Annotated in this window: 24 protein-coding genes; 17 read left to right on the top strand and 7 right to left on the bottom strand. The window is 65.5% G+C overall.

The features are described 5' to 3' along the window. The first annotated feature begins 10 nt into the window (after positions 1 to 10). The gene (locus KTJ89_RS18800) at positions 11 to 1,381 is read left to right on the top strand and encodes a site-specific DNA-methyltransferase (RefSeq protein ID WP_259358908.1); all 1,371 of its coding nucleotides are present in this window, start codon (positions 11 to 13) and stop codon (positions 1,379 to 1,381) included. Positions 1,382 to 1,549: 168 nt separating this feature from the next. Here KTJ89_RS18800 and KTJ89_RS18795 read toward each other — a convergent pair whose 3' ends face one another. Beyond that, a complete protein-coding gene (locus KTJ89_RS18795; protein WP_259358907.1) occupies positions 1,550 to 2,215 on the bottom strand; it encodes a TetR/AcrR family transcriptional regulator in 666 nt (221 codons plus the stop codon). 43 nt (positions 2,216 to 2,258) lie between these two features. Between KTJ89_RS18795 and KTJ89_RS18790 the strand changes: the two genes are divergently transcribed. The 3 genes from KTJ89_RS18790 to KTJ89_RS18780 all read left to right on the top strand — a co-directional run bounded on the left by KTJ89_RS18790 (position 2,259) and on the right by KTJ89_RS18780 (position 4,494). Next, on the top strand, positions 2,259 to 3,221 hold the full coding sequence (locus KTJ89_RS18790) for an ABC transporter ATP-binding protein (protein ID WP_181271267.1): 963 nt from the start codon (positions 2,259 to 2,261) through the stop codon (positions 3,219 to 3,221). Continuing rightward, entirely contained in the window at positions 3,218 to 4,066 is an 849-nt protein-coding gene (locus tag KTJ89_RS18785; protein WP_259358906.1) for a hypothetical protein, read from the top strand. The genes KTJ89_RS18790 and KTJ89_RS18785 overlap by 4 nt, the downstream gene beginning before the upstream one ends. Positions 4,067 to 4,197: 131 nt before the next feature. Further along, a complete protein-coding gene (locus tag KTJ89_RS18780) occupies positions 4,198 to 4,494 on the top strand; it encodes an antibiotic biosynthesis monooxygenase family protein (RefSeq protein WP_139469404.1) in 297 nt (98 codons plus the stop codon). 83 nt (positions 4,495 to 4,577) lie between these two features. Here KTJ89_RS18780 and KTJ89_RS18775 read toward each other — a convergent pair whose 3' ends face one another. Beyond that, on the bottom strand, positions 4,578 to 5,315 hold the full coding sequence (locus KTJ89_RS18775; protein ID WP_139469405.1) for a potassium channel family protein: 738 nt from the start codon (positions 5,313 to 5,315) through the stop codon (positions 4,578 to 4,580). Between the two features lie 93 nt (positions 5,316 to 5,408). After that, entirely contained in the window at positions 5,409 to 6,743 is a 1,335-nt protein-coding gene (locus KTJ89_RS18770; RefSeq protein ID WP_259358905.1) for a TrkH family potassium uptake protein, read from the bottom strand. 170 nt (positions 6,744 to 6,913) lie between these two features. Between KTJ89_RS18770 and KTJ89_RS18765 the strand changes: the two genes are divergently transcribed. After that, a complete protein-coding gene (locus tag KTJ89_RS18765; RefSeq protein WP_259358904.1) occupies positions 6,914 to 8,374 on the top strand; it encodes an APC family permease in 1,461 nt (486 codons plus the stop codon). Between the two features lie 438 nt (positions 8,375 to 8,812). On the opposite strand, the gene KTJ89_RS18760 is transcribed toward KTJ89_RS18765, so the two are convergent. Next, entirely contained in the window at positions 8,813 to 10,096 is a 1,284-nt protein-coding gene (locus KTJ89_RS18760; protein ID WP_259358903.1) for a glycine cleavage T C-terminal barrel domain-containing protein, read from the bottom strand. Between the two features lie 165 nt (positions 10,097 to 10,261). On the opposite strand from KTJ89_RS18760, the gene KTJ89_RS18755 reads away from it, so the two are divergent. The 3 genes from KTJ89_RS18755 to KTJ89_RS18745 all read left to right on the top strand — a co-directional run bounded on the left by KTJ89_RS18755 (position 10,262) and on the right by KTJ89_RS18745 (position 12,771). Continuing rightward, complete coding sequence (locus tag KTJ89_RS18755; protein WP_259358902.1) at positions 10,262 to 11,122, top strand: methylenetetrahydrofolate reductase; 861 nt, start codon at positions 10,262 to 10,264, stop codon at positions 11,120 to 11,122. Between the two features lie 140 nt (positions 11,123 to 11,262). Beyond that, positions 11,263 to 11,742 (top strand): carboxymuconolactone decarboxylase family protein, encoded by a 480-nt coding sequence (locus KTJ89_RS18750; protein ID WP_259358901.1) that lies wholly within the window; start codon positions 11,263 to 11,265, stop codon positions 11,740 to 11,742. Between the two features lie 42 nt (positions 11,743 to 11,784). Next, the gene (locus KTJ89_RS18745) at positions 11,785 to 12,771 is read left to right on the top strand and encodes a sigma factor-like helix-turn-helix DNA-binding protein (protein ID WP_259358900.1); all 987 of its coding nucleotides are present in this window, start codon (positions 11,785 to 11,787) and stop codon (positions 12,769 to 12,771) included. A gap of 18 nt (positions 12,772 to 12,789) precedes the next feature. Here the strand turns inward: KTJ89_RS18745 and KTJ89_RS18740 are convergent, their stop codons facing one another. Beyond that, the gene (locus tag KTJ89_RS18740; protein ID WP_259358899.1) at positions 12,790 to 13,539 is read right to left on the bottom strand and encodes an IclR family transcriptional regulator; all 750 of its coding nucleotides are present in this window, start codon (positions 13,537 to 13,539) and stop codon (positions 12,790 to 12,792) included. Between the two features lie 118 nt (positions 13,540 to 13,657). Between KTJ89_RS18740 and KTJ89_RS18735 the strand changes: the two genes are divergently transcribed. Next, entirely contained in the window at positions 13,658 to 14,434 is a 777-nt protein-coding gene (locus tag KTJ89_RS18735; protein ID WP_259358898.1) for an IclR family transcriptional regulator, read from the top strand. Between the two features lie 93 nt (positions 14,435 to 14,527). Here KTJ89_RS18735 and KTJ89_RS18730 read toward each other — a convergent pair whose 3' ends face one another. Continuing rightward, positions 14,528 to 15,121, bottom strand: a complete 594-nt coding sequence (locus KTJ89_RS18730) for a short chain dehydrogenase (protein ID WP_259358897.1) — start codon at positions 15,119 to 15,121, stop codon at positions 14,528 to 14,530. Positions 15,122 to 15,341: 220 nt separating this feature from the next. Between KTJ89_RS18730 and KTJ89_RS18725 the strand changes: the two genes are divergently transcribed. The 6 genes from KTJ89_RS18725 to KTJ89_RS18700 all read left to right on the top strand — a co-directional run bounded on the left by KTJ89_RS18725 (position 15,342) and on the right by KTJ89_RS18700 (position 24,481). After that, the gene (locus tag KTJ89_RS18725; protein ID WP_259358896.1) at positions 15,342 to 16,220 is read left to right on the top strand and encodes a LysR family transcriptional regulator; all 879 of its coding nucleotides are present in this window, start codon (positions 15,342 to 15,344) and stop codon (positions 16,218 to 16,220) included. 172 nt (positions 16,221 to 16,392) lie between these two features. Continuing rightward, positions 16,393 to 18,906, top strand: coding sequence for a GcvT family protein (locus KTJ89_RS18720; protein WP_259358895.1), 2,514 nt, complete (start codon positions 16,393 to 16,395; stop codon positions 18,904 to 18,906). Between the two features lie 2 nt (positions 18,907 to 18,908). Beyond that, the gene (locus KTJ89_RS18715; protein WP_259358894.1) at positions 18,909 to 19,721 is read left to right on the top strand and encodes an electron transfer flavoprotein subunit beta/FixA family protein; all 813 of its coding nucleotides are present in this window, start codon (positions 18,909 to 18,911) and stop codon (positions 19,719 to 19,721) included. Further along, a complete protein-coding gene (locus tag KTJ89_RS18710) occupies positions 19,718 to 20,722 on the top strand; it encodes an electron transfer flavoprotein subunit alpha/FixB family protein (protein ID WP_374990300.1) in 1,005 nt (334 codons plus the stop codon). The genes KTJ89_RS18715 and KTJ89_RS18710 overlap by 4 nt, the downstream gene beginning before the upstream one ends. Positions 20,723 to 20,835: 113 nt before the next feature. Continuing rightward, a complete protein-coding gene (locus tag KTJ89_RS18705) occupies positions 20,836 to 22,602 on the top strand; it encodes a sensor histidine kinase (protein ID WP_259358892.1) in 1,767 nt (588 codons plus the stop codon). 22 nt (positions 22,603 to 22,624) lie between these two features. Next, complete coding sequence (locus KTJ89_RS18700; RefSeq protein WP_259358891.1) at positions 22,625 to 24,481, top strand: XrtP-associated glycosyltransferase; 1,857 nt, start codon at positions 22,625 to 22,627, stop codon at positions 24,479 to 24,481. A gap of 61 nt (positions 24,482 to 24,542) precedes the next feature. Here KTJ89_RS18700 and KTJ89_RS18695 read toward each other — a convergent pair whose 3' ends face one another. Beyond that, positions 24,543 to 24,905, bottom strand: a complete 363-nt coding sequence (locus tag KTJ89_RS18695) for a response regulator transcription factor (protein ID WP_259358890.1) — start codon at positions 24,903 to 24,905, stop codon at positions 24,543 to 24,545. Between the two features lie 173 nt (positions 24,906 to 25,078). Between KTJ89_RS18695 and KTJ89_RS18690 the strand changes: the two genes are divergently transcribed. Beyond that, positions 25,079 to 25,474 carry an acyl-CoA thioesterase gene (locus KTJ89_RS18690; protein WP_139469417.1) on the top strand — a complete coding sequence of 132 codons (396 nt, stop codon included), beginning with the start codon at positions 25,079 to 25,081 and terminating at the stop codon, positions 25,472 to 25,474. A gap of 181 nt (positions 25,475 to 25,655) precedes the next feature. Next, positions 25,656 to 26,063: a VOC family protein gene (locus KTJ89_RS18685; RefSeq protein WP_172172471.1), complete on the top strand. Its 408-nt coding sequence runs from the start codon at positions 25,656 to 25,658 to the stop codon at positions 26,061 to 26,063. The last annotated feature ends 9 nt before the right edge of the window (positions 26,064 to 26,072 follow it).

Genomic DNA, 26,072 nt, shown 5'->3' with positions numbered 1-26,072 from the left:
AAGGAGAAGGATGACGACCGTCTTGGAGTGGACCGGCAAGGCCGCCGCCTTCGACCTCGGTCGCCGCCTCGTGGACGGTGACCCTGAACGGGAGGGCCACCTCGGTGATGGTCGTCCGCATCTGTGGGACGTCGACGGCACCGCTCACGTTCCCGATCCACACGAGAATCTGCTCGTCGTCGGGGACAATCTGCCCGCGCTGACCGCCCTGCTGGCCACGCACCGCCGGCAGGTCAAGGTCGTCTACATCGATCCGCCGTACAACACGGGCAACGCGCACACCTACAAAGATCACGGGCACGATCACGCCAGTTGGCTGTCATTCATGACCCCGCGACTGCTGCTCGCCCGTGAGCTCATGCGTGAGGACGGGGTGCTTTTCCTCCATCTCGACGACAAGGAGAGCGCGTGGGCTCAGCTGCTCGGGCACGAGATCTTCGGTGAGGACAATTCGCTGGGCACGCTCATCCATCAGCGCGCGAAGGGCGGCGGCAACGCCCGCTCCTTCGTGCGCGGGCACGACTATGTGCACGTGTGGGCCCGCGATGCGAGCCGGGTCGGGCCGTTCCTCACGGAGAAGAAGTCACCGGCGAAGCTCGAGGTCATCAACGGCAGGCGGATGCTCGTGGAGACCGATGTGCTGCGCGCCGGCTTCGGCCGCTATGCCCGCGGGTCCGAGCGGCGGCTGATGTACGAGGACATCGTCGCCGTCAAGGGTGAGGGGAAACTCGCCGAGGTGGATGCGAAGTTGGCATCGGGCGAGTACATCCTGCGGCCCTGGGGCACAGAGGGCAAGCATGCGGTGGTGCGGGTGACCCCGGCGGAGAAGGCGAGTTCGAAGCTGTACTCGATCATCAAGGCGCTCGGCGGGCAGAACGATCTGGAGCCGCTGGGCCTGGCGGGCGTATTCAGCTATCCGAAGCCGGTCGAGCTGGTCAAAGCCCTCGTGGCCTCGCAGACGTTCTTCGACCCCGATGCCATCGTCCTCGACTTCTTCGCCGGATCCGGGACCACGGCACAGGCCGTGATGGCCGCGAACGAACGGGATCAGGGGTCGCGGACGTTCGTGCTCGTGCAGACCCCGGAGCCGCTGCGGTCGAAGACGGCCCGGGCCGTGGTGGTCGGCGGCGGCGCGGAGCTGACCGGCGGGGCCGAGCGGACCGACGGGGCCGTGGTGGCTGGTGGCAACGATGGCGACGGTGGGGCCGACGCAGACACCGACGACCTGGCAGCGGCTGGCGCGACTGACCCGGCTATGACCGGTGGCGACGCGGAGTTCCCTACGATCAGCGAACTCACCGCCGAACGCATCCGCCGCGCAGCCGATGTCCACTCCCCCGGACTGACCTTCACCCAGCTCGAGGTCGTCGACGGCGAATAACGCCCGGCGGCGACGTGACAGCCGAAGACCGCCCCGCCGTACCTTCCGACTGAATTGCTGGGTCGATCCACGGTGTTTTCGACCTCCAGAACACCGTGGATCGACCCAACAATCGCCTCAACAATCTCCTCCGACGGTACGGCGCCGGGCCGTTTCCAGAATGTTAGGTCAGGGTGCGACCAGTGGTGCCAGTTCCGCTTCGAGGATCGCCTTCGCCGAGGCGGCGCTGCGCTCATCGAGCATGACCTCCTGAGCCAACCCCTTGCCCAAGGCGATCATCCGCATCGCCCACGCAGTTGCGACCTCGCCGTTGGTGCCATCGGAGCCATCGGAGTCATCGGTGCCTCCAGTGCCACCGGCGTCATTGGCGTCGGCAGCCCCATCGCCTCCGACGACCGCCCGATAGAGGCGGACTCCGAGCTCGAGAGTCGCACGATCGCTGGCTCGGATGATGTCGGCGATCTGCTCATCCATCACCGCCCGGGCGACGTAGGTGTACCACACAGATGCACCGATGCGCATCGTCTCACCAGCGGGAATGAACGCGAAACAGAACTCACGGAGCGCACTCACCGCCTCGGCGGAACCGGGGTCGGACGACGCATCGGCACCTTCCGGACCTGCCGCCTCGGCGCTGTCGACGATCTGTCGGCACCCCTCGAGGATGAGCTCACTGCGCGAGGGGAAGTAATGCTGCACGCGACCGATGGAGATGCCTGCCGCCTCGGCGACGGAACGGAACGACACCCCGTCGATCCCTTTGAGATAGATGACCTGCCACAGGGCATGGACGATCTCGGTGCGGCGCTGGGCATGGTCGACGATCTTCGGCATCCTCCCACTTTACAATACGTTCAACTTGCATCATTATTGCAGTATGAATGTATTGCCATCGGTCGATGAAGGCATCTCGGTCCGCGGTCTGACGAAGAGCTACGGCGGACACCGCGTCGTCGACGAACTCAGCTTCGACGTCGCACCTGGCCAGGTGACGGGGTTCCTCGGCCCCAACGGCGCGGGCAAATCAACGACGCTGCAAATGATCCTCGGCCTCACCTCACCGGGCTCCGGCACCGCAGCCGTCCACGGCCGCCCCCTGCCCGAGCACGCGGAGCCCGCACGCATCGCCGGGGCATTCCTCGGCGCCGAGCACATGCTGCCGGGGCTCACCGCACGAGGACATCTCGACTGGATCGCCGCGGCAACGGGAACCGCACCCGCCCGGATCGACGAGATGCTCGACCTCGTCGACCTCACCCGCGCACGCTCCCGCCGCATCTCACAACTGTCACTGGGCATGCGTCAGCGGCTCGGCATCGCCGCCGCCCTCCTCACCGACCCCGAGGTGATCATCCTCGACGAACCGCTCAACGGGCTCGACCCCGCCGGAATCACGTGGCTGCGATCGCTCCTCACGGATTTCGCGAGCACAGGCAGAACGGTGCTGCTGTCGAGCCATCTGCTGCGGGAGATGGAGCTCATCGCCCATCACGTCATCATCATCCGCGACGGCGCCCTCATTGCAGACCGGCCCCTCGAGGAGCTGCGGCGGGAATCCTCAAGCCGGGTGCAGGTGCAGGGGACGAACCTCGCACCGCTGCTCGATCACCTGCGGGACGAGGGCATCTCGGTCGACCCCGACGGATCGGGCACTCACGCCGCGATCACCGGACTCGAGCCCGTCGAGATCTTCAGGCTCTGTGTTCGTCTCGGGGTCGAACTCACAGGGCTCGCGACCGAGGAGCGCGGCCTCGAAGACACCTTTCTCGGCCTCACGGACACCGGCGACGATCGGCACAGGCACACACTTCGACACCCGATACAGGGAGCGACGGCATGACCTCGACACCACCGACCATCCCGGTCTCTCTGCGAGTATCGGCCGCACCGATCGCCCTCCGACCCAGCTGGATACGTGCCGAATGGGTGAAGTTCCGTGACCTGCGCCGGTCGCGTCAGCTGCTCGTCGTCACGCTCATCGCGGGCGCGGTCTCGGCCGTGCTGCTCGTGCTCACCATTCCCGCCACCCGCGGTGCCCCGCTGTCGGAGACGAGCACCGAGGATGTGCTCTCGGCCAGCGTCCTCGGCGTCGATGCCGCCGCGGCCGTGCTCGTCGTCCTCGCGGCATGGTTCGCCGGGGTCGAGTTCCGCACCGGCGCGATCACCGAGACCCTGCTGCGCGCCCGCAGACGATCAGGCATCGTCGCAGCGAAGGCCGTCGTCATCGGCGCGGCCTCCACGGTCGCCGCCATCGCCACGGCCGTAGCCGTCACGATCAGCGGCACCCTCCTCGCGGCCACGCTCGCCGGGGCCGACTGGTCGGAGGCCCTTGCCGTGGCCGGCAGCCCCGGCCATCTGCGGCTGGCCTTCGGCAGCACTTTTCTGCCCGTCATCTATTCGCTTCTCGCGGTCTTCGGTGCGGTCGTCTTCCGCTCGGTCACCGGCGGAGTTCTCACCCCGTTGGCCCTGCTGGTCGGGTCCATGCTCGCCGGCTGGCTGCCGGACGGTCTCGCGTCCGTCCTCCGACCGCTCCTTCCCTTGGGCAACGTGCACAACATCAGCGGGGTCGCCGAGGCGGGAGGGACCGAGTACATCGGTGTGCTCCCAGCCCTCCTCGTCCTCGTCGCCTGGGTCATCGGCGGAGCAGTGTTGGCGGCGTGGCGGCTGCGCCGACAGGACTTCTGAAGCAGATTCCGAGACCGGCCCTGAGATCGGTTCTGAGACTCTGCGGGCGAACAATCGGACTCTTCGGACAGCGCTCGGGTCAACGACGTAGGGTCGAGGTGACTCAGCTGCCAACTCGAACAGGAGCAACCATGTCAGTCGTCGCCATCAATGCCCTCACCGTCCCCGAACCAGCTCGCGCTGAACTCGAGAAGCGCTTCGCGCAGCGCAAGCATTCGGTCGACGGGGCTCCCGGCTTCGAAGGCTTCCAGCTGCTGCGCCCGGTGGCCGGCGGGGACCAGTATTTCGTCTACACCCAGTGGGCGACGAAGGAGGACTTCGAGAACTGGAAGGCCAACCGGACGTCCTCCCACGAATCGACAGGCAAGGCTCCGGTCTCCGAGCAGGCGAACCTCCTCGAGTTCGAGGTCGTCGACCTCGGCGACTGAGGCACGCGGCAACGCCCCGAGCTTACGCGCCCAACCACGGCGCCGCCTCGGCGAGGGAATGCCAATCGTCCAAGGACGTCGACCTACGCGTCGGCGTCCTTGTCCAATTCGCTGAACGCTTCGACCTTCTTCGGGCTGCCGGCCACGAGGATCTCGTCGTCGGCGTAGAGCGTGACGTCCCGATCGGCGATGTCCCAGTGGGTGCCGCCGCGGCGTTTGAACGCGACGATCGTGACGTCGTACCTCGTGCGCAGCCCCAGCGAAGCCAAGGGCACGTCGGTCGTGCGCACCGGCGGAGTGGTGCGCGCCAGGACGAAGTCCTCGTCGATGGGCAGGAAGTCCGAGATATGCCCCCTGATCAGGTGGGCCAGCCGTCGGCCCATGTCGTTCTCGGGGCTGATGACGTTGCCAATGCCCAGCTGATGGAGGATCTCGGCGTGGGTTTCACTGATCGCCTTCGCCCAGATGTGCCGATTGCCGAGTTTGAGGATCCGCGAGGCCACGAGGATGCTCGCTTCCAGGTCGCTGCCGATGGCGATGACGACGCGGGAGACCTCGTCGATGCCCAGCTGTCGCAGCACCACCTCGTCGGTGGCGTCGGCCCGGGAGGCATGCGCTAGGACGTCGGCGAACTCAGCCACGACGGACTCGTCACGGTCGACGCCGATGACCTCGACCCCGTGTTCGGCGAGCTCACGCGCCAGGGACCCGCCGAAGCGGCCGAGCCCGATCACGGCCACCGCTCCGTCCTTCGCCAGCGGCGAGGGATCGCCGGTGAAGAACGACGCGGACCGCGCCATCCAGTTCTTCTTCTCGTTCATGGTCTCTTCCTTTCTGTACCGTCACCCTGCTCAGCGTCCCGACTCACAGTCGGGCCGCCTCGGCGAGGGTGTCGGCTCTCGATGATTCGGCGCTCAGCCGATCAGCGGCCGTTCCTTCGGCAGTTCGTAGCGGATGGGGCGCTCGCGCAGTGCCAGACCGGACGCCACGGTCACCGGACCCAGCCTGCCGAGCGCCATGGTGAGGATGAGGACGATCTGACTGGGCGCGGACAGATCTGCGGTGATCCCGGTCGACAGACCGACCGTGCCGAATCCGGAGATGACCTCGAAGAGGACCCGGCTGAGGCCGAATCTCGGGTCGCAGAGGAGGATGACCATCGTCGCCAGCAGCACCCAGCCGAGCGCGAGGACGATGACCGTCGTCGCCTGTCGATGCACGTCACGGGAGATGCGGCGACCGAACAGGGTCACGGATCGTCCGCCGCTGATCTCCGTCCACGTCGTCGCCGCGAGCACCGCCATCGTCGTGATCTTCACGCCGCCTGCCGTGCCGGCCGGTCCGCCGCCGATGAACATGAGGACGTCCATCCCGAACCAGGACACCGTGTGCATCTGGCTGATGTCGATCGAGTTGAACCCGGCCGTGCGCGTGATCGTCGATTGGAACGTCGCTCCTTGGATCTTCCCCCACGCGTCGAGGTGGCCCATCGTGGCCGCGTTGTTCCACTCGATGACGGCAATGAAGACAGTGCCGCCGATAAGCAGAACCGGGGTGATGACGACCATGATCCGCGTGGTCAGACCCCACTTCAGCGGAGTTCGGTAGCGCCGGACGAGTTCGATGAGGACGGGATAGCCGAGCCCGCCGAGGATGACCGCCAGTCCGATCGGACCGCAGATGAAGGGGTCTGCCACGTAGTCGACGAGGTTGTCCTGACGGAGCCCGAATCCGGCGTTGTTGAACGCCGAGATCGCATGGAAGATCGCATCCCAGATCGCGGCCGTGACGGGTTCGTCGTAGTGGAGGAAGAATCGGAGGAACAGCGCCGAGGCGACCACGAGTTCCGTGCCGAAGGTCAGTGCCGTGATGCGCAGGACGAGAGGCTTGACGCCGCCGATCGCATCGCTCTTCGTCTCCGAGGCCACGGATTGGCGGAGCCGGAGACCGGCCTTTCCCGCCAGCAGCAGGGCAAGCAGTGCGGTGAGCAGGAGCACGCCGAGACCGCCGGCCTGGATGAGGCAGATGATGACGATCTGACCGAAGAGCGTGAAGTCCTGACCGGTGTCGAGGACGACGAGTCCGGTGACGCTGAGCGCCGAGGTGGCCGTGAAGAGGGCTTTGAGCAGTGAGATGCCGCCGTCGGCGACCGTGGCCGCCGGGGTCATGAGCAGAGTGGCTCCGGTGACCAACGCTGCCAGGTAGCCCGCGATGACGCGGACGATCGCTGAGCGATGTGAGCTGTGCACCAGACGAAATGTAGCACCATCGCAACGGTTCGGCGTCACCCGCAGGCAACTCACCGGTAACGGTCAGAATCCTGCTAATCTGCCTTATCGGAGTTGCCGTGATTCGGCTCATGCCCGGGGCGCGGCCCAGCACCTGTTCGTCCATCCACAGAGAAGTGTCGAGGAACCTCATGAGTCAACCTGAAACCCAGACCGTCACCGGAGATCGAGGCCACGGCTTCGTCCGGGCTCTCGGCACGGTCGACGCACTCTTCATCGGATTCGGTGCCATGATCGGCTTCGGCTGGGTCGTCCTCACCGGGGAGTGGCTCAACGGTGCAGGCACGCTCGGCGCCATCATCGCCTTCGCCGTCGGCGGCATCATCATGTGCTTCGTCGGCACCGTGTACTCGGAAATGGTGGCAGCGATGCCGCATGCCGGCGGGGAGCACAACTATCTCATCCGGGCGATGGGTCCCCGCGTCTCCCTGTTCGGATCATGGGCGATCACCGGCGGCTACATCAGCGTCGTCATGTTCGAGGCGGTATCGGTGCCGAAGACCGCCGTCTACCTGTTCCCGAACCTCGAGCAGATCAAGCTCTGGAACGTCGCCGGCTTCGACGTGTACCTCACCTGGGCACTCGTCGGCACGATCACAGCCATCATCATCGCCTGGGTGAACATCCGCGGCGTCAAGCTCGCTTCGATGGTCCAGACCTTCGTCGTGTGGTTCCTCATCATCGTCGGTCTCATGTTGCTCACCGGCGGTTTCGTCGGCGGCAGCCTCGAGAACACCGAGCCGCTGTTCACCGGCGGCGGCGCCGGATTCATCGGCGTCATGGCGGTCGTGCCGTTCCTCTTCGTCGGCTTCGACGTCATCCCGCAGTCCGCCGAGGAGGTCAAGCTGCCACCGGCGAAGATCGGCAAGCTCGTCGTCCTCTCCGTCATCATGGCCATCGTCTTCTACATCATCATCATCGGCACCACCTCGATGGCGATGCCAGCCGACGAGCTGGGCACTCATGACCTCGTCACCGCAGACGCACTGTCGATCATGTTCGATTCGGACATCTGGGGCAAGATCGTCATCGCCGGTGGACTCGCGGGCATCATCACGTCGTGGAACGCCTTCCTCATGGGTTCGTCCCGTCTCATGTGGGCGATGGCCGCGGCCGGAATGATCCCGAAGTGGTTCGGCAAGCTCCACCCGAAATACCGCACTCCGTCGAATGCCATCATCTTCATCGGCATCCTCTCCGCGATCGCTCCCTTCTTCGGCACTGCAGCGCTCGGCTGGATCGTCGACGCGGGCTCGCCCGCCATCGTCATCGCCTACTTCCTCGTCAGCGTCGGCTTCCTCGTCCTGCGCAGGCGCGAACCGAACATGGAACGCCCACTGCGCATCGGCGGAGATCGCAATGGCGGAGTGGTCATCGGCGTGATCTCATCGGTGCTCACGTTCATCCTCTTCATCCTCTACATTCCGATCACCCCGGTGTCTGCGCAGCTGGCATGGCAGTCGTGGGTCGGCTTCGCGGTGTGGCTGCTCGTCGGCATCTGGTTCATGATCAAGCTGCCCACCGGCATCAAGGCCGGCCCCAATGCCGAGAACGAACTCCTCGCGAAGGTCAAGGCCCTCCGCGGAAAGTGATCGCGGGAGCCGCCGTGTGAGGTGCGGCCGGGGCGCCATTATTCGCCGAGGCGAAGCGTACTGATCCGCTTCGCCGCGGCGCAGCACCTTCCCCCGCCCCTCACCTTGAGTCGCACCCCGCACCACTAGTGGCACACCGCACCGTGAGTCGCAATCCGCACCGGCGGTCGCATCCCTCACCCTCAGCGACCTATCGCCCCTCTGCACCGGGGTGGTTTGTCGCTGAGAGTGAGGGGTGCATTGCTACCTGCAGGAGAAGCTACTCCGGGTGAGGGAGGCCGGCAGTGCCAACGGGAGGATTCGGCACCAACGGTGCGTGATGCCGCTGCTCTGAGCCGACTGTCGCGCCCGAATATCCGAGCGCATCCGGACATGCGAACGCGGCCGCCGGCTTTGCGCAACGGCGACCGCGCTCGGCCTCGGGGAGCGGGAGTCGGCTCAGACTGCGGCGTCGAGGCCGCGCATCTTCAGGCGCTCACGCTGGTTGGGGTTCACGCTCGGGCGGAACGGCATCTCGACCACCTCGGCGCGAACCGGGACTCCGGGAGTATCTGCGAACGGCTCCGGCAGATGCACCCAGTATTCGGTGCCGAGCTCGGTTGCCGACACCGGCACGTGGGCCATTGCGATATTCGCTTCGAGTTCCGGCGAATACCACGGCGACGTCACGTACCCGACCGCCTCACCGTCAGCGGCAGCGGAGACGAGCCAGAAGTCCGGCGCATAGTCCGTGATCGGTCTGCCGCCGACCAGCAGACCCACCAGCTGCGTGCGATACGGCGGGGTACCGGCCTCGATCAGCCCGCGCACCTCCTCGAGTCTGGCCTTGCCGATATAGTCGGCCTCCTTCTTCCGTGGCACCTGGTAGGACAGGTTGACCTGGAACGGGAGCGTCTCGAAGTCCATGTCCTGCCCCCACGAGAGGATGCCCGCCGCGATCCTGCGGTGGTGGCTGGGGGCGACGACCTTGATGTTGTACGGCTCGCCGGCTTCCAGGACGGCGTTCCACATATCCTCGGCGTACTTCGTCGCATCCTTGAGATAGATCTCGTAACCCTTCTCACCGGTGAATCCGGTCTGGGAGATGATGACGTCACGCCCGCCGACCTGGGCTTCCATTAGTCCGTAGCTCGGCAGCGTGCGTCCTTCCTCCCCGACGAGGTCGGCGATGACGTCGACGGACTTCGGGCCCTGGACCTGCACTGGTGCGACGTCGATCTCGGCGATCGTGACGTCGAACCGGCCGCCGACGTTGACTCCCTGCAACCAGAGCATGAGGTCGGTGTCGGAGAGGCTGAACCAGAATTCGTCGATGCCGACCCGCAGCAGGATCGGATCGTTGAGGATGCCGCCGGCTTCGTTGCACAGGATGACGTAGCGGGCGCGCATCACCGGGATCTTCGTCGCGTCACGGGTGATGACGAAGTTGACGAACGCCTCGGCGTCGGGGCCCTTGACCTGGATCTGCCGTTCGACGGCGACGTTCCACAGGGTCACATCGTTGACGAGGGACTGGTACTCGGCCATCATCCCGCCCTCGTCGCGGGGGATGTAGCCGCGTGGGTGGTACATCCGGTTGTAGATCGACGCCCGCCAGCAGCCCTGCTGCATGGATAGCTCCCAATAGGGCGACTTACGGACGCGGGTGTCGATGAGCATTTCGACCGGGGTGGGGCCGGATTGACGAAGGTTGATCGGGACTTCTCTGTCGCTTTGGTCCACTGACGGGACATTGTTGTCCATGGTGTTCCCCCTGCTTGCACAGTTTTATATTATGGAACTTGATTCCCATATCATGGGTACAATGAGTGTAGGATCGGACACACCGGGACGCAAGGGACTCGCACATGCGAGTTTCATGAATCGACCTCCGAGAAGGAGACGAGGATGTCACAGTCAACGCTGCGCAGGCTGTTGAGCACCGCCCGCTACGAGGTTCTGCCCACGGCCGGGATCGTCGAACGCATCGAGGAGTACGTGGCACCGGGCCGCGAGATCACGGTGACCGCGTCGACGGGACTGACCCTCGAGGCGACGCTGTCCACGGCCGAACAGCTCCAGGCCCTGGGCTTCCGCGCCGTGCCCCACCTGGCCGCACGGATGATCCACGGCAGACCCGAGCTCACGGAGATCGTCGATCGTCTCGCCGAGGCGGCTGTGGACCGGATCTTCGTCCCCGCAGGGGACGCCACTCCCCCGGCCGGCGGATACGTCGGTGCGCACGACCTCCTCGTCGATCTCTCATCCATGGCCGCACCGTTCCAGCACATCGGCGTCAGCGCCTATCCGGAATCGCATCCGATCATCCCCGACGATGTGACGATCCAGGCGATGTGGGACAAACGCGATTACGCCACGCACCTGGTGTCGAATCTGTGCTTCGATCCGGCGCTCATCGCGTCCTGGGTGCCCAGGGTTCGCGCACGGGGCGTCGAACTGCCGCTGGTCCTCGGTATTGCCGGCAAGGTGGAGCTGGCGAAGCTCGCCCGAGTTGCGACGAAGATCGGGGTGGGAGAGTCCACGCGGTTCCTGCGGAAGAACACGGCGACCTTCACGCGGATGGCCAAGCCCGGCGGATACAACCCGCGGAAGTTCCTCGACAAGATCGGCCCGGTCCTCGACGACCAGGATATGGGCGTCGCCGGTCTGCACATCTATACGTTCAATCAGATCAAGGACACCGAGGTCTGGCGCCGCAAGCAGCTCGCGGCCCTCGGCGGCGCCGAAGAGGTCTCGACCGCGTGGTGATCGAGTGGTGAGAAGCGACGATCGGGCCGATTCGATCACCCGATGTCGCTCCGGTGTCACACAATGGGATCCCCATCCGACACAGTAGGTGGCGGGCCGAAGAGTCGCCCGCCGCAAACGCATCAAGCGAAAGGGACCCCATGGCACGCATCAGCCTCGACCAGATGAACAAGAAGGCCTACGCCTCCGTTGCACATATGGATTCCTACTGCAGGCGAGCCCTCGGCACAGAACTCTACGACTTCGTGAAGCTGCGCGCCTCCATCGTCAACGGCTGCGGATTCTGCGTCGACATGCACTCCAGCGACCTGATCGCCATGGGAGTCTCCTCGCGCAAGGTCGTCAACGTCGCCGCCTGGCAGCACACCGGGTCGCTCTTCGACGACCGCGAGCGCAGCGTCTTCGCCCTCACCGACGCCGTGACGAAGATCGGACCGGACTCAGTCACCGACGAGATCTGGGCAGAGGCGGCGCGCCACTTCACGGATGAGCAGCTGGGAGACCTCCTGCTCGGCATCTCGACGATCAATGTGTGGAACCGCCTGGCGATCAGCACCGAAACAGTCCCACCGGCCGAGGCAGAGTCTGCTGCAGCACCGGCAGACGGCGAGCAGTCGTGAGCCGCCGCCACTGAGAATCCACGGTGGTCTACATTGGTGCACGTGAACGCGCCTGACACCGAATCACCGGCGACCCGCGCCTGGGAAGAGCACCGGGGGCGACTCTTCGGAATCGCCTACCGCATGCTCGGAGACGTCGGGCTGGCCGAGGACATCGTCTCCGAGGTCGGCATCGCAGCGGTCGTCCAAGAGCGGAAGGGTGCCGCCGATCGTTCCGACGGTGCCGTTGGCCATTCGACTCAGCCGCCTTCCGGCACGTCGACTCAGCCGTCCGCCGGCCCCGGCAGGACCCGCACAGTGCGTTCCTGGCCGGGGTGGCTGACGACGGTCTGCGTCCGCCGGTCGATCGACCAGGCTCGGCATCTCGAGAGCGTCAAAGAGGAGTACCCCGGGTCGTGGCTCCCCGAACCGATTGCAACCGAAGCACTGCCCGATGAAGCCGTGGCGAACAGAGAGCTGCTGTCGGTGACCCTGCTGCATCTGGCCGATCAGCTCACTCCCGAAGCCAGGGCAGCCGTGGTTCTATCCCGAGCATTCGACGTCCCCGCGAGCGAGATCTCTTCGATCCTGGACAAATCTGCCGCCGCTGTCCGGCAGATGATTTCAAGAGCCGAACGACGGCTCGACCTCGACAGAGACCTACCGCGCTCGGTCAACAGGCTGGTGATCGACCGCCTCGTCGACGCAATCCGCTCAGGCGATCAGAGCTCGGCGCTGCGTCTGTTGCTGGCCGACGATGCGATCTTCTGGAGCGACGGCGGAGGGAAGGTCCCGGCCACTCGGAATCCTCTGTTCGGCATCGATCGGATCATCCGATTCTTCGCCGCGGTATTCGATCCGAGCGATCCCAGCAGCCAGCAGGTGACAGGGGTGATCGCTGTCAACGGCGAAGCGGGCATCGGAATCGTCAAGGACGGTGATCTGCGTGTGCTGGCCGTCGAGGTCGACGGCACCGGCCAGGTCATGGGCCTGCGACAAGTGAACAACCCGGACAAACTGAAACGGATGCGCACAGATCACGTGTCATGATGCCGGGTCCGACCGTCCCTACCGGTGGGTGACCTTGCGTCTGAGACTGCGCGAGAGCAGTCCCGCCTCGTCGACGAGCAGCGCACCGAGGCGATCGTGGTGTTCGGCGATGCGCATCGTCGGTCCGGAGATTCCCACGGCCGCGACGACGTCTCCGTCGATGCCGAACACCGGTGCGGCCAGAGCGTCGAGTCCGATCTCGAACTCTTCGTGGACAATGGCGAATCCGCGATCGCGAACCGTGTCGAGATCGTCGGTGAGCTCCTTGCGTGAGCCCAAGGTCTTCTCGGTGCGCCGCTCCAGCCTGCCGGTCGGCAGCGGAATGACGTCATAGGCGAACATGACCTTGCCCAGAGCCGAGCAGTGCGGCGGCACCTCCACGTCAGCCCAGTTCGTGGCGCCGAGGACGAACGTCGAATCGACCTGGGCGACCTGGACGACTCCTTTGGGTCCCGGCATGGCGAGGTTGACCGTCTCACCGGTCTCCTCGCTGAGGCGCTGCAGGGTCGGGTCGGCTGCGGCGACGAGGTTCTCCACTCGGTCGAAGCGGGAAGCATAGGTCGCGAACAGCGATCCGCCGCGGTAGAGGCCGTCACTGTCGCGTTCGACCAGACCGTTGCGTTCGAGGGCGGAGAGCAGGCGTGAGACCGTCGACCGAGCCAATGCGGTCTCTTCGACCACCTCGGTGTAGGAGATCGGGTCGTCGGACCTCACGACCAACGACAGAATCTCTGCCGCCCGGTCGATCGACTGGGTCCCATTGCTCATCGTGCTCAGCTCCGTCGGGGAAAGGGGGTCGGCGGAATCGAGGCCCACCGACCGCACTCACCCTACCCCACACCCTCAGACTCTGGCCGGGTTGCGCGTCGTGAGTTACAGTTTCGAAATGAGCAACAAAGATGCGGGCTCGGGCGGCGTCCAATCCGTGGATCGGGCCGTGACGATCCTCGAGATCATCGCCCGCACGGGGCTCGCCGGGATCACCGAGATCGCCGGTGAACTCGGCGTGCACAAGTCGACGGCTTCACGCATCGTCTCCACCCTCGAAGCCCGCGGACTCGTCGAGCAGGATCATCACCGAGGCAGATATCGTCTGGGCCTGTCCATCCTCCGCCTCGCCGGAGCGACGACCGCGCGTCTCGACATCGTCCAGGAAGCCCGCCCGATCACCAAGATGCTCGCCGAGGCGACCGGCGAGACGATCAACGTCGCCGTCCTCTCCGACGGTGCCGCGCTCTACCTCGATCAGGCCTCGTCGACTGCCTCGGTGCAGAGCCACAACTGGGTCGGTCAGCGCATTCCGCTGCATGCGACTTCCAACGGCAAGGTCCTGCTCTCCGGCCTGAGCGAGGCCGGCATCCGCGAGACCCTGGGCGCGAAGCTGACCCGCTACACCCCGCACACCGTGACCTCGGTTGCGCAGCTGCTCACCCAGATCGCCGAGGTGGCCACCACCGGATTCTCGCTCGTCGTCGATGAGCTCGAGGTCGGGCTGACCGCAGTGTCCGCTCCCGTGCGCAATGCCCACGGGGACGTCATCGCGTCGATCTCGGCCTCGGGACCGAGCTTCCGCTTCACCGAGGACAAGGTCGCCTCGGCGAAAGACCTGCTCACTTCGGCCGCCGCCGACATCTCAGCCCGCCTCGGGTGGCGCGAACACTGAACCACGCCAAATCGGTACCCCACGAAATCGGCACGGACGCGCTCTTGGGGTCCCGCCTCGGCGTGGGTGTGATCATCCTCCTCGGGGAGGTGGTCAGTCGAGGATGTACGTGGTGCCGCTGTCGATGCTCTCGACGGCGCGGCGGTAGAGATTGCCCACCGCCTCATCGGAGGCCGGTGGGAATCCGGGGAAGAAGTCGTGGAAGTGCGTGGCCGACTCCAGGACGGTGGGACTGGCGACATTGATGCGGACGCCGCGCGGCATCTCACCGGCGGCGGCCATGACGAATGATTCGATGGCTCCACTGGCCATCGCGGCCGCCGATCCGGTGGGGATCGCGGCGCGGGCCGTCACCCCGGTCGTCAGGGTGATCGAACCGCCGTCCCTGACATGGGGCAGGCCGATGCGCACCAGATCCAGCTGGGCGAGCGTCTTGCCGTAGAACCCCGACTCGAAGTCCTCCCGGGTCAGTTCCGTGACGGGTTTGAACGGGACGTGTCCGGCCGTGCACACGATGGCATCGACCTCACCGACCTCGTTCAGCAGCGCCTCGATCGTCGCCGGATCGTCGAGATCGACCGCCGGATCCGTGCTCCGACCGACCTGAATGACTTCGTGCTTGCCTTCGAGCGCTCGGACGGCCGCGGTTCCGACGTGTCCCTTGGCTCCGATGATGAGTACCTTCATGGTGTCTCCCTCGTCTCGCTGGTGTGGTGGTCTGCTGCGAGCCTAGGCACGTTCGGAGGCGAAGAGAAATACTTCTGTGCGGATATTCATGTCTGAGACGCATGAAAAGGCCGTCGCTCCGCCAGAACGGCTGGTTTCCCTGGGCGCCTCGGTCTTTCCAAGGGCTCCGCCTCTCCGCGCGGCCTTGGAGGATCCAGATCGGCCGCTATACGCTGAGCGCATGAGTGTTGAGCTGCGTCATCTCCGCGCCCTGGTCGCCATCGACCAGACCCATTCGTTCACGGTCGCCGCTGCGCTCCTCGGCACGACTCAGCCGACTCTGTCGCGGACGATTTCGCAGCTGGAGGAGCGTGTGGGGACGACGCTGGTCGAGCGGACCACCCGCAGCGTCGTGCTCACCGAGCCGGGAATGGAGTTCGCTGTCGAGGCCGCGTCCCTCGTCGGCCGGCTCGACCGGCTGCTCGAACGCTTCGGCGACGATCGCGAACCCCTCCGGCTCGGATGGGCATGGGCGGGACTGGGAAAACACACGCACGGCCTCATCAGTGAATGGCAGGCCACCTCGCAGACACCGATCGATGCGAGTCGACCCGACGATCTGGACGCTGCATTGGCCAAGGCCGATATTGACATCGCCATTGTGAAACGGGCCGTCGGTGAACCACAAGCACCCGAGGGACGAGAGTGCCGGCCGCTCTTTCGCGAGTCCCTCGTCGCAGCCGTCTCCGTGTCCAACCCGCTCGCGGCCAGCCCTCAGCTGAGCCTCGACCAGATCGCCCACAGCACGGTGGCGCTGTGCTCCGTCTCGCCGACGGCGAGTCTGCGGCTCTGGGACGACCGACCTGTCGCGCCTCGTCCGCTGATGGCGGGAAATACAGACGAATGGCTGGTCAATGTCGTCCTCGACAAAGCTGTCGGAGTCACCTCGGCGGCGACCTCATTCACCCACTCCCACCCCGAGGTGGTCTATCGCGAGATCGTCGATTCGCCCGAGGTCGACGTCACGCTCGAGTGGAACACCCGCGGCGCCCACTCGGCCTGTCCCCGATTCGCCGAGTTCGCTCAGCGGTATTTCCGAGAGCTGACCGCTCAGCCCTGACGCTGTCGTTCGACGCGATCTTCCGACCGCGCAATGACCGCGCTTACGCACTCTTGACACTCCCGCCTCGGCGGAGGACGATCATCGTACGCAGTTCCACATAGCGCGCATCGTTGCATAATTCGCAACGATGCTGGTGAAGGCGAAGATGCCTTCAGAGAGGAGCCTGCTCATGGCTTCCGTCCCCGCCCAGGCCAGCGTCGTCGTTGTCGGTGCCGGCATCGTCGGCAACAGCCTCGTCTATCACCTCGCCGAGCTCGGCTGGACCGATATCGTCCAGATCGACAAGGGCCCGCTGCCGAATCCGGGCGGCTCGACCGGGCACGCCTCGAACTTCATCTTCCCCGTCGATCACTCGCGTGAGATCACCGACCTCACACTCGACAGCATGCGCCAGTACAAGGAACTCGGGGTCTTCACCGAGTCCGGCGGCTTCGAGGTCGCCCGCACCGAGGAGCGCATGGAGGAGCTGCGGCGGCGCATGGCCTCGGCACGCTCGTGGGGCATCGAATCCTCCCTCGTCACCCCCGCCGAGGTCGCCGAGAAGGTGCCGTTCGTCGATCCCGAGGTCATCCTCGGCGCGTTCTGGACTCCGACGGTCGGAGTCGTCGATTCGGTCCGGGCGGGCACGATGATGCGCGAATCCGCCGAAGCCAAGGGAGCGCTCACCGTGTCCCCGAACACCGAGGTGACCGGCATCGATGTCGAGAACGGGCAGATCGCCGCCGTGCACACGACGAAGGGTGCGATCGCGACGAGCCGCATCCTCATCGCCTGCGGTGTCTGGTCCCCGCGGATCGCCGCCATGGCCGGTGCGGCCATCCCGCTGACTCCGGCGGTCCACCAGATGATCAGCGTCGGGCCCGTCCCGCAGTTGGCCGAACGTCCCGGCGAGATCTCGTTTCCGATCGTGCGGGACATGGACACCTTCTGCTACGAACGTCAGCACGGCTCGGACATGGAGATCGGCTCCTATGCCCACCGGCCGATCCTCCACGACCCCGATGAGATTCCCTCGATCGAGGCGGCGAAGCTCTCCCCCACGGAGATGCCGTTCACCGAGGATGACTTCGACCCGCAGCTCGAACAGGCCGTCGAGCTCATGCCCGAGGTGCTGTCGAATCCGGACGTCGAGATCCGCTACGCGATCAACGGACTGCTCTCGCTGACTCCGGACGGGGCGCCCATCCTCGGCGAATCACCCCAGGTGAAGGGCTTGTGGTCGGCGGCGGCCGTGTGGGTGAAGGAAGGTCCTGGCGTCGGGCGGGCGGTGGCCGAGTGGATGACGCACGGACTGCCGGAGATCGACGTGCAGGGTGCCGACATCGCTCGCTTCCACTCCCATCAGCGCACCCGCGAACACGTGCGCGCCCGCACCTCGGAGGCATTCAACAAGACCTATGGCATCGTCCACCCCGGCGAGCAGTGGGCCAGCGACCGTGACGTCCGCCGATCCCCGATGTGGCAGCGCGAGGCCGATCTCGGGGCCGTGTTCTTCGAAGCCGGCGGGTGGGAGCGGCCGCAGTGGTATCAGTCGAATGCCGGTCTGCTCGAGGAGTTCGGTGACGCGGTCATGGACCGCAGCGCCGAGTGGGATTCCCGCTGGTGGTCACCGATCATCAACGCCGAACACCTCGCCATGCGGCAGCGTGCCGGGCTCGTCGACCTCTCGAGCTTCGTCATCTTCGATGTGTTCGGTCCGGCTGCTCTCGACGCTGTCCAGCACATTGCCCTGGCTCAGATGGATGTCGCCATCGGTCGGGTCGTCTACACCCCGATCCTCGATGAGAACGGCGGGTTCCGTTCCGACCTGACGATCATGCGTCTGGCGCACGACCGGTTCCGCGTCGTCACGGGTGCCGCCCACGGAATGGTCGATCTGAAATGGTTCGCCGACCGACTGCCCGATACGGGGGCGCAGATCGCCGATCTCACGAGTTCGTGGACGACGATCGGGTTGTGGGGACCGCGAGCCCGCGACATCCTCGGCGGTCTCACCAGCTCCGATGTCTCCCATGAGGCATTCAAGTTCGGCACCGCCCGGACGATTGAGATCGGTTCGCTCGAGGTGCTCGCCTCCCGCATCTCCTATGTCGGTGACCTCGGTTGGGAGCTCTACGTGCCGATGGAATCGGGGCTGAAGCTCTGGGATGCGCTCATGGACGCCGGCCACACGCACGGACTGCTCCCCGTCGGACTCGGCGTCTACGGCACCACGGGCCGGATCGAGAAGGGCTACCGCGCATTCGGGACTGAGCTCGATTCCGAACGCAGCGTAGTCGAGGTCGGGATGAGCCGACCGAAGGTGAAGTCCCAGGACTTCGTCGGCAGGGCCGCGCATCTGCGCCACCGCGAGGAGGACCCGAAGACGGTGCTGTGCTCGCTCACCGTCGACGATCACACGAGTGCCGGCGGGGAGAAGCGGTACATGCTCGGCGGGGAACCCATCGTCTCCGCGGACGGCGATCCGCTGATCGACGGGCACGGTCGCCACTCTTATGTCACCTCGGCGGGATCGGCTCCCAGCCTGGGCAAACACGTGCTCATGGCGTTCCTCCCACCCGCCGAGGCGGTGCTGGGCAACCGTCTGCAGGTCGTGTACATGGAGGAGTTCTATCCGGTGACGGTGGCATCGGTCGATTCGACGCCGCTGTTCGACCCTGACAACGAGTGCATCCGGAGGTAGCCGTGAACATCCTCGTCTGCATCAAACGTGTCCCCGATATCGCCGGTTCCGTCACCCTTGATGCCACCGGCACCGGGATCGACGAATCCGGTCTCGGCCACACCATGTCCTCGCACGAGGAGTGCGCTGTCGAGCTCGCGATCCAGACCGCGGCCCAGGCCGGTGGGACCGTCACCGTGCTCACTCTCGGTCCCGCCGAGGCGGTCGAGCAGCTGCGTGCGGCCGTGGCGGTGGGAGCGAACGACGGCATCCTCGTCGAGGCGGCCGACCCGTCCGTGTTCGCCCCCGAGGATATTGCGCAGGCCATCGGTGATGTCATCCGTGATCGCGCCGAGGCGGGGCAGACCTTCGATCTCGTCCTCACCGGTGACGATGCCGCCGACACCGGCGATTTCCAGGTCGGGATCCGCCTGGCCTATGACCTCGGGTACCCGGTGCTCACGAATATCCAGACGATCAGTGTCGGCGGGGCGGCTGGAGGCGGCGGGCCCGGCGGCGAGCGCGGCTACGGGCGGATCGAGGCGCGCGGGATCGGACCAGCGGGAACGGAGATCTTCTCCCTCGATCTGCCCGCGGTCGTCGCAGTCCATGAGGGCGGGGTCGATCCGCGCTACCCCTCGATCACCGGGCGGATGAAGGCGAAGAAGGCGCAGGTCGTCGAATACGACGCACCCGTTCCGGGGACGGGCAGCCCCCGGCTCCGGCTCGAACTGCCCGAGGTGAAGGCGAGTTCGGTGACCATCCTCGGCGAGGGCCCCGAAGCGGCTCCCGCCCTGGTCGATGTGCTCGAGGAGATCGGAGTGATCCGGCCATGACTATGGTCTTCGTCGAAACGGACCCGGCAGGTGAGGTCACACTCACCTCCGCCGAAGCCATCACCTTCGCCCGCAAAAACCCCCAATTACTACCTGACGGGGGCGCAACAACCTCGCGCGAGGTATCTGGGCCGCCGTCAGGTAGCACGGAGGGGGTGGTGATCGGCCCGCTCAGTGATGCTGCGGTTGAGTCGCTGGGGCGGCTCGGGGTCGGTGTCATCCATCATCTCGACCATCCGGATCTCGCCGAGTATTCTGCGGCGGCGTGGGCGCAGGCGATCGTCGACGTCGCTCCGGAGTCCGGCACACTGTTGGCCTCGGGCACCCCGCGTGGTATGGAGCTCATGGCTCATGCCGCGGTCCGCACCGGCGCCCGCATGGCTGCCAATGTCATCGCCGCCGACGCAGAGGGCCTGCTGCGTCAGGTCCACGGCGGCACCGCCTTCGAACGCCTCCGCCTCGACGGGGATCTGCAGGTGCTCACGATCGCCGGCCACGCCTGCACTCCCGAAGAGACGACCCCGATCACCCCGGAGGTCTACGACTATGACCTCACCGTCGCCGAGGCGGACCTGGCCGCCTGTGTCCAGCGTACCGAGGTCGAGGCCGCCGATGATGCGTCCGGACTGACCTCGGCCAAGGCCGTGGTCGGAGCCGGTCGCGGGGTCGGTTCGGAGAACGGATTCGTCGAAGTCCTCGAACTCGTCGACCACCTCGGCGGTGCCCTGGGCGTCTCTCGCGTGGTCACGGGCCTGGGTTGGCGCCCACACACCGAACAGGTCGGCCAGACCGGCAGCCGCATCTCCCCCGATGTCTACATCGCCTGCGGGATCTCGGGAGCAATTCAGCACATGGCCGGAATCGAGGGGGCGAAGACGCTCGTGGCCATCAATACCGATGAGGAGGCCACGATGGTCCAGCGGGCCGACTACGCGATCATCGGCGACCTCCACGAGGTGGTCGGAGCCGTCAACGAGGAGATCGTCCGCCGTCGCGGCTGAGCACAGTTATAGTTTCCTCAAAGACCTCCGCAAATGGGGGTCTCCAGGAAGCGGCGAAAGGCGGCTGTCGTGCGCTCTGTCCACTTGAGTTCGACACGATCGGCGGATCGGCGGTGAACCGGCTCGTCCGCATCGCCTACCTCGGCTTCATCGCCGGCGATACCAAAGCCTTCACGATCATCCACCAGGTCTCATTTGCGATCCTGCTCGGGGCGAGCGCAGCCCTGCTCAGCGCCCTGCGACCGGATTCAGCAGTGGGCCACGAGTGGCTCATATCGGGGTCCGTCCTGCTCGTCATCGCCACGCTCGGTGCCGTCTACTCGGAGAAGTTCTTACGCCCCTGGGTGCCGAATCTCGCGATCCCACTGCTCGACTTCCTCGCCCTGGGCCTGTGCCGATTGGGAACCTACCCCGACGGGGCGGGCCTGTCGATCCTCGCCTTCACCCCTGTCGTCTGGCTGGTCACAAGCTTCCGCACACGCGGCGCCGTCATCGCACTCGGGGCAGTGCTCATCACCCTCACCCCAGTGAGCCTGTTCGGCGGAGATGCTCCGGTCGATGCCGCCCGGATCGTGCTCGCACTCATCCTGCCCGTGGCCGTCGTGCTCGTCTCCGGGCTGACCATCGGGCTCGAGACGCGCCTGCGTTCGATGAACACGCGCCTGACTGCGGCCCTTGAGCGGCAGCAGAGCCTGACCAGCGATCTGCAGAAGACAAGCGCGCTGCTGCGCGGCACCGGTGCCAGCGTCGACGTCGGAGTGATCGTCTTCGACGAGAACGGGGACACCGCGTTCAAGAACCCCGCATTCACCTCCCACCTCGACGCGACGGTCAAACGCTTGGCCGGCGCTCGGACCACCTCGAATGGTCCCGGGGACGCAGACACCACCATCGGCAGTTCCGACGCCGGAGACTCTGTCATCGACGAGTCCGCCATCGCCGACGGGGACATGTTCGGTGCCGATGGGCACACCCGGATCGACCCCAGGGAGTCACCAGTGGCCCGTGCCCGCCGCGGAGAACGGTTCGACGATGAACTGATCTGGGTCGGTCCTCAAAGCGGCGATCAGCTGGCGCTGTCGATCACCTCGGTGAGTTGGCAGGGGCATCCGAGCATCGCCCCGCACACGATCGTGACCACTCAGGACGTGACATCCACTCAACAGCTCATCCGGGCCCGCGAGCGCATACTCGCCTCGGTCTCACACGAGCTGCGGACTCCGCTGACCTCGATCATGGGGTATACGGACCTCGCACTCGACGAACTCGAGAACGGCTCCCGCGCAGCCGCCTCGGCGATCGCCTCATATCTGGCCGTCGTACAACGGAACTCCGATCAGCTGCTCGCCATGGTCGAGGACATTCTCAGCGCCCAACAGACACCGTCGAACCGCTTCGAACTGAACATCACCGAGTTCGAACTCGCCCCGCTCATCCACGACGTCGTCCAACAGCTTCGCTCGACGGCCGCCGACCAGAAAGTCGAACTCGCCGTCGAGTCCGCGCGTTCCCCGACGATTTCCGCCGATTCAAAGCGCATCACGCAGGTGCTGACGAACCTCGTGGTCAACGGCATCAAATACTCCGGGCCCGGACATCGCGTCACCGTCCGAACCCGCTCTGATGCGCTCGGCATCGGTTTCGACGTTGTCGACGACGGGGCAGGAATACCTGCCCGCGAGGTCGATCAGCTCTTCACGGCGTTCTTCCGCGGCGACGCCGCCCGGGCCTCCAGTCAGCGGGGCGTCGGATTGGGACTCTCCCTGGTCAAAGGCATTGTCGACGCACACGGGGGAACGATCACGGTGTCCTCGATTGAAGGCACCGGCAGCACATTCAGCGTCCGCATCCCCTCCCGAGACGAAGGAGCTCGACCGTGACCCGAAACGAAGGAGCCCGACTGTGACCAGAGACGACGGCCAGTCCTCAACGAGACAGATCGGTCCGATCGCGGTGCTGCTCTCCCTCGTCTATGGGGTTCTCGCGGCCTACATCTTCTGCTTCTCCGGATCCTTCGGGCGCCTTGGTGAGTACTGGTGGTTCGACATCGCGCTCATCACCATCACCATCACGGCTTCGCTCTCACTGGCCTATGTCAGCCTGCTGCTCATCTCCTATGTCCGGCAGAAAGCCGTCGACCCCGGCGACCCCACGGACTTCACCTGGCACTTCCTCATCCCCTGCCGCGATGAGGAATCCGTCATCGCCGAGACCGTCTCGGCCGCGCGGACCTCATTCCCCGAGGCCCACATCTGGGTCATCGACGACGCCAGCGAGGACGCCACCGCCGCCATCGTCACCGACATCATGGACGTCGACGACCGCACCCACCTCATCTCCCGGGTCCTGCCCGAGGCGCGGACGGGCAAGGGGAAGGCGCTCAACGCGGCCTATCGCTCGGTGTCCGGATTCGTCGGCGCAGACCCCGCCGACCGTGCCCGCGCCGTCATCGGAGTCCTCGACGCCGACGGGTTCCTCTCGGACAACGCCCTGTCAGTGCTCTCGGGCCCGGCTGGCTTCGGAGACGAGACCCTCGGCGCGGCGCAGCTCGAAGTGTGGATGAAGAACCGCGGAGACAAGCGGCCGCGTCCAGGACGCAATTGGTTCCTAAACCTCCTCGGCCGGTTCCTCATCCGGATGCAGGACATCGAGTTCCGCACCTCGAACTCGGCGATGCAGCAGCTGCGGGTGACTACTGGGACCGTCGGCATGGGCGGCAACGGACAGTTCACTCGCCTCACCGTCCTCGACGCACTCACCGAAGACCATGGAGAACCGTGGGGAAACAAGCTCAGCGAGGACTACGAACTCGGGCTCAATATCCTTACCCGCGGATTCCGCAACGGCTACTTCCCGCAGGCCCATGTGTCCCAGGAGGCACTGCCCCATTTCCGCAGACTCCTCACGCAACGCACGCGGTGGGGACAGGGAATCATGGAGTGCGCATCTAATCTGCCTGCTCTGCGCAGGAGCCGCGTCCTGAGGTTCCCAGGGTTCGTCGAGATCCACTATTTCATGAGCCAACCGTGGTTGATGATGCTCAATCTCCTGCTCATCCCGATCGTCACAGCCGTCGCGATCGCCCAAGGATTCTTCGGATTCGTCAGTGATGCCGCGACCTGGATCATCGTCCTCACCGGGCTCGTCTTCGTCGTTCTCCCTTATGCCCTGTGGGGCCCACTCTACCGACGGTGGGGGCCCGAACCCATCGGTCGGACCGCCTCGGTGCTGCTGGGATTGGGGTACCTCGTCTACGTCTACTTCACCTACTTCTACTATCCCCGCGCGATCGCCCGCATGGTCACCGGCCGGAATTCGTGGGCGAAGACGAAGCGCAACGCCGACGACGTGCTCGTCACCTCGACCTTCACCCCGGCGGCACTGCAAGTCGTTCCGCTGCTCGACCAGAACAGCCTCACCGAACTCGCCGAGGAGCTCGAAGGCAGGGACGAGTACGCCGAGGAGATCGTGTCCCGGTTCGCCCTCATCTGGCCGCGCCGTCTGGCGAATCTGCAGCAGGCCGTGGCCGCCGAGGACGTGCTGGCCACCAGCGATGCGATCGCCAGCATCCGGGTGTCGTCGACGATGGTCGGAGCACGCCGACTGCAGGTGGCTGCCGAAGACTTCACAACCTTGGTCGAGAGCCGCGAGTTCGATGCCGCACGTGCTGCACTGCCGCGATTGTCCCGGGTCGGCGACGACACGATCGTCGAGATCCGCTCCCGTTTCCTCGATCTGCCGACCCGCGGTCAGCACTGAGATCCGGGCTGCGATGCCCACCGGCACCCAACCACTGAACCGGGCGATCAGCGCGGTCGACTCACTCTTCGTCCATCGCCTGCAGGAACTCGCGGACCTCGCGTGGTTTGAACGGTTTTGTGAGGAACGCGTCGGCTCCGGCTTCGAGGCTGGCGTCGCTGTCACGTTGCGTCGCCCGGGCGCTGATCACCGCGATCGTCGCCACGGTGCGGGGTCGGATCTGCCGCAGGAGTTCAAGACCGTCGATATCGGGCAGTCCGAGGTCGACGGTGATGAGTGTGCGTTCGGCTTCGTCGAAGAGTTCGAGTCCGAGCTTGCCCGTCGCCACCGATTCGACGCTGTATCCGCTCTGCTCCAGCACGACCTCGAGCAGCCGGCGGATATCGTCATCGTCTTCGATGACCAGTGCGTTCTTCGATTCCATACCGAACCATTCCCTTACGGCCGGCTCAGTCGGCCGCACCTGGACTCCTGCGTTCGCTTCATAGCTTAGTCTTCCCCGTAACGGCAGACGCGAGATTTCCGTTGCCACCGAGCACCTGGTTAACTGTAGAACGCTCGTTAAGTCACCATCCCAATCAGCTCCTGGAGGCAGTCATGGCCACTTTCGAACTCTCACCCGAAGTGCGCTGGTCGGATCAGGACCTGCTCGGCCACGTCAACAACGCACGGATGATCACCCTCATCGAGGAATGCCGCGTGCGCTGGATGCACGAGATCCGGGCCGGACACATCACCGGCGGCGGACTGCTCGTCGCCCGCCAGGCCATCGACTACCTCGTTCCCGTCATGTACGGCCCCGAACTGAAGATGACCGTGACGGTGAAGAAGCTCGGCAACTCCTCATTCACCGTCAACACCCGCGGTGACCAGGACGGACGTCAGGTCTTCGACCACGACTGCGTGCTCGTCCACATCGATCGGGACTCGCAGAAGCCCACCCCGCTGACGCCCGAACTGCGCGCAGTCTTCGAACCCTACCTGCAGGACTGAGGCCCGACGATTGGCGTAGGTGGGAGAAACAGTCACGCGAATCCGCTCCGGGGCGTGACCATTCAGCCCACCCAGTATGAGCCTATCGCTCGCCCGACGGCATCGAAATCCTCCCGAGGGCCGTGCGATCATGGCCGATTCGTTCAAGCCGGCACCGCACCCGTCCGCATAGTCTGAAGTCATGAAACTCGACGCGATCTCGATCATCACCGCAGACATGCCCGCCGCCATCACCTTCTACTCCGCTCTCGGTCTCGAACTCGCCGACGGCGGCCCGGACGCCCCACACACCGAGTTCTCCTCCGGATCCCTGCGGATCCTCCTCGACACCGAGGCGGTCGTCCTCGGCATCGATCCCGAATGGACCCGCCCGACCGGCGGAAACAAGATGTCCTTGGCCTTCGACTGCTCCACCGCCGAGGCGGTCGATGCGACATTCGCCAAGCTCACCGGGCGCGGCGACGGGGGAAGCGATCCCGTGGCAGGAATCGTCCACGAACCCTGGGACGCGTTCTGGGGACAGCGCTACGCTGTGGTCTCCGACCCCGACGGCAACACGGTCGACCTCTTCGCCGCCCTCAACTCCTAATTGCTACCC

The sequence above is a fragment of the Brevibacterium sediminis genome (genome assembly GCF_024895295.1).
Lineage (GTDB): Bacteria > Actinomycetota > Actinomycetes > Actinomycetales > Brevibacteriaceae > Brevibacterium > Brevibacterium sediminis.
Note: the sequence above shows the minus strand (reverse complement) of the source record. Positions and strands in the feature narration are given on the sequence as shown.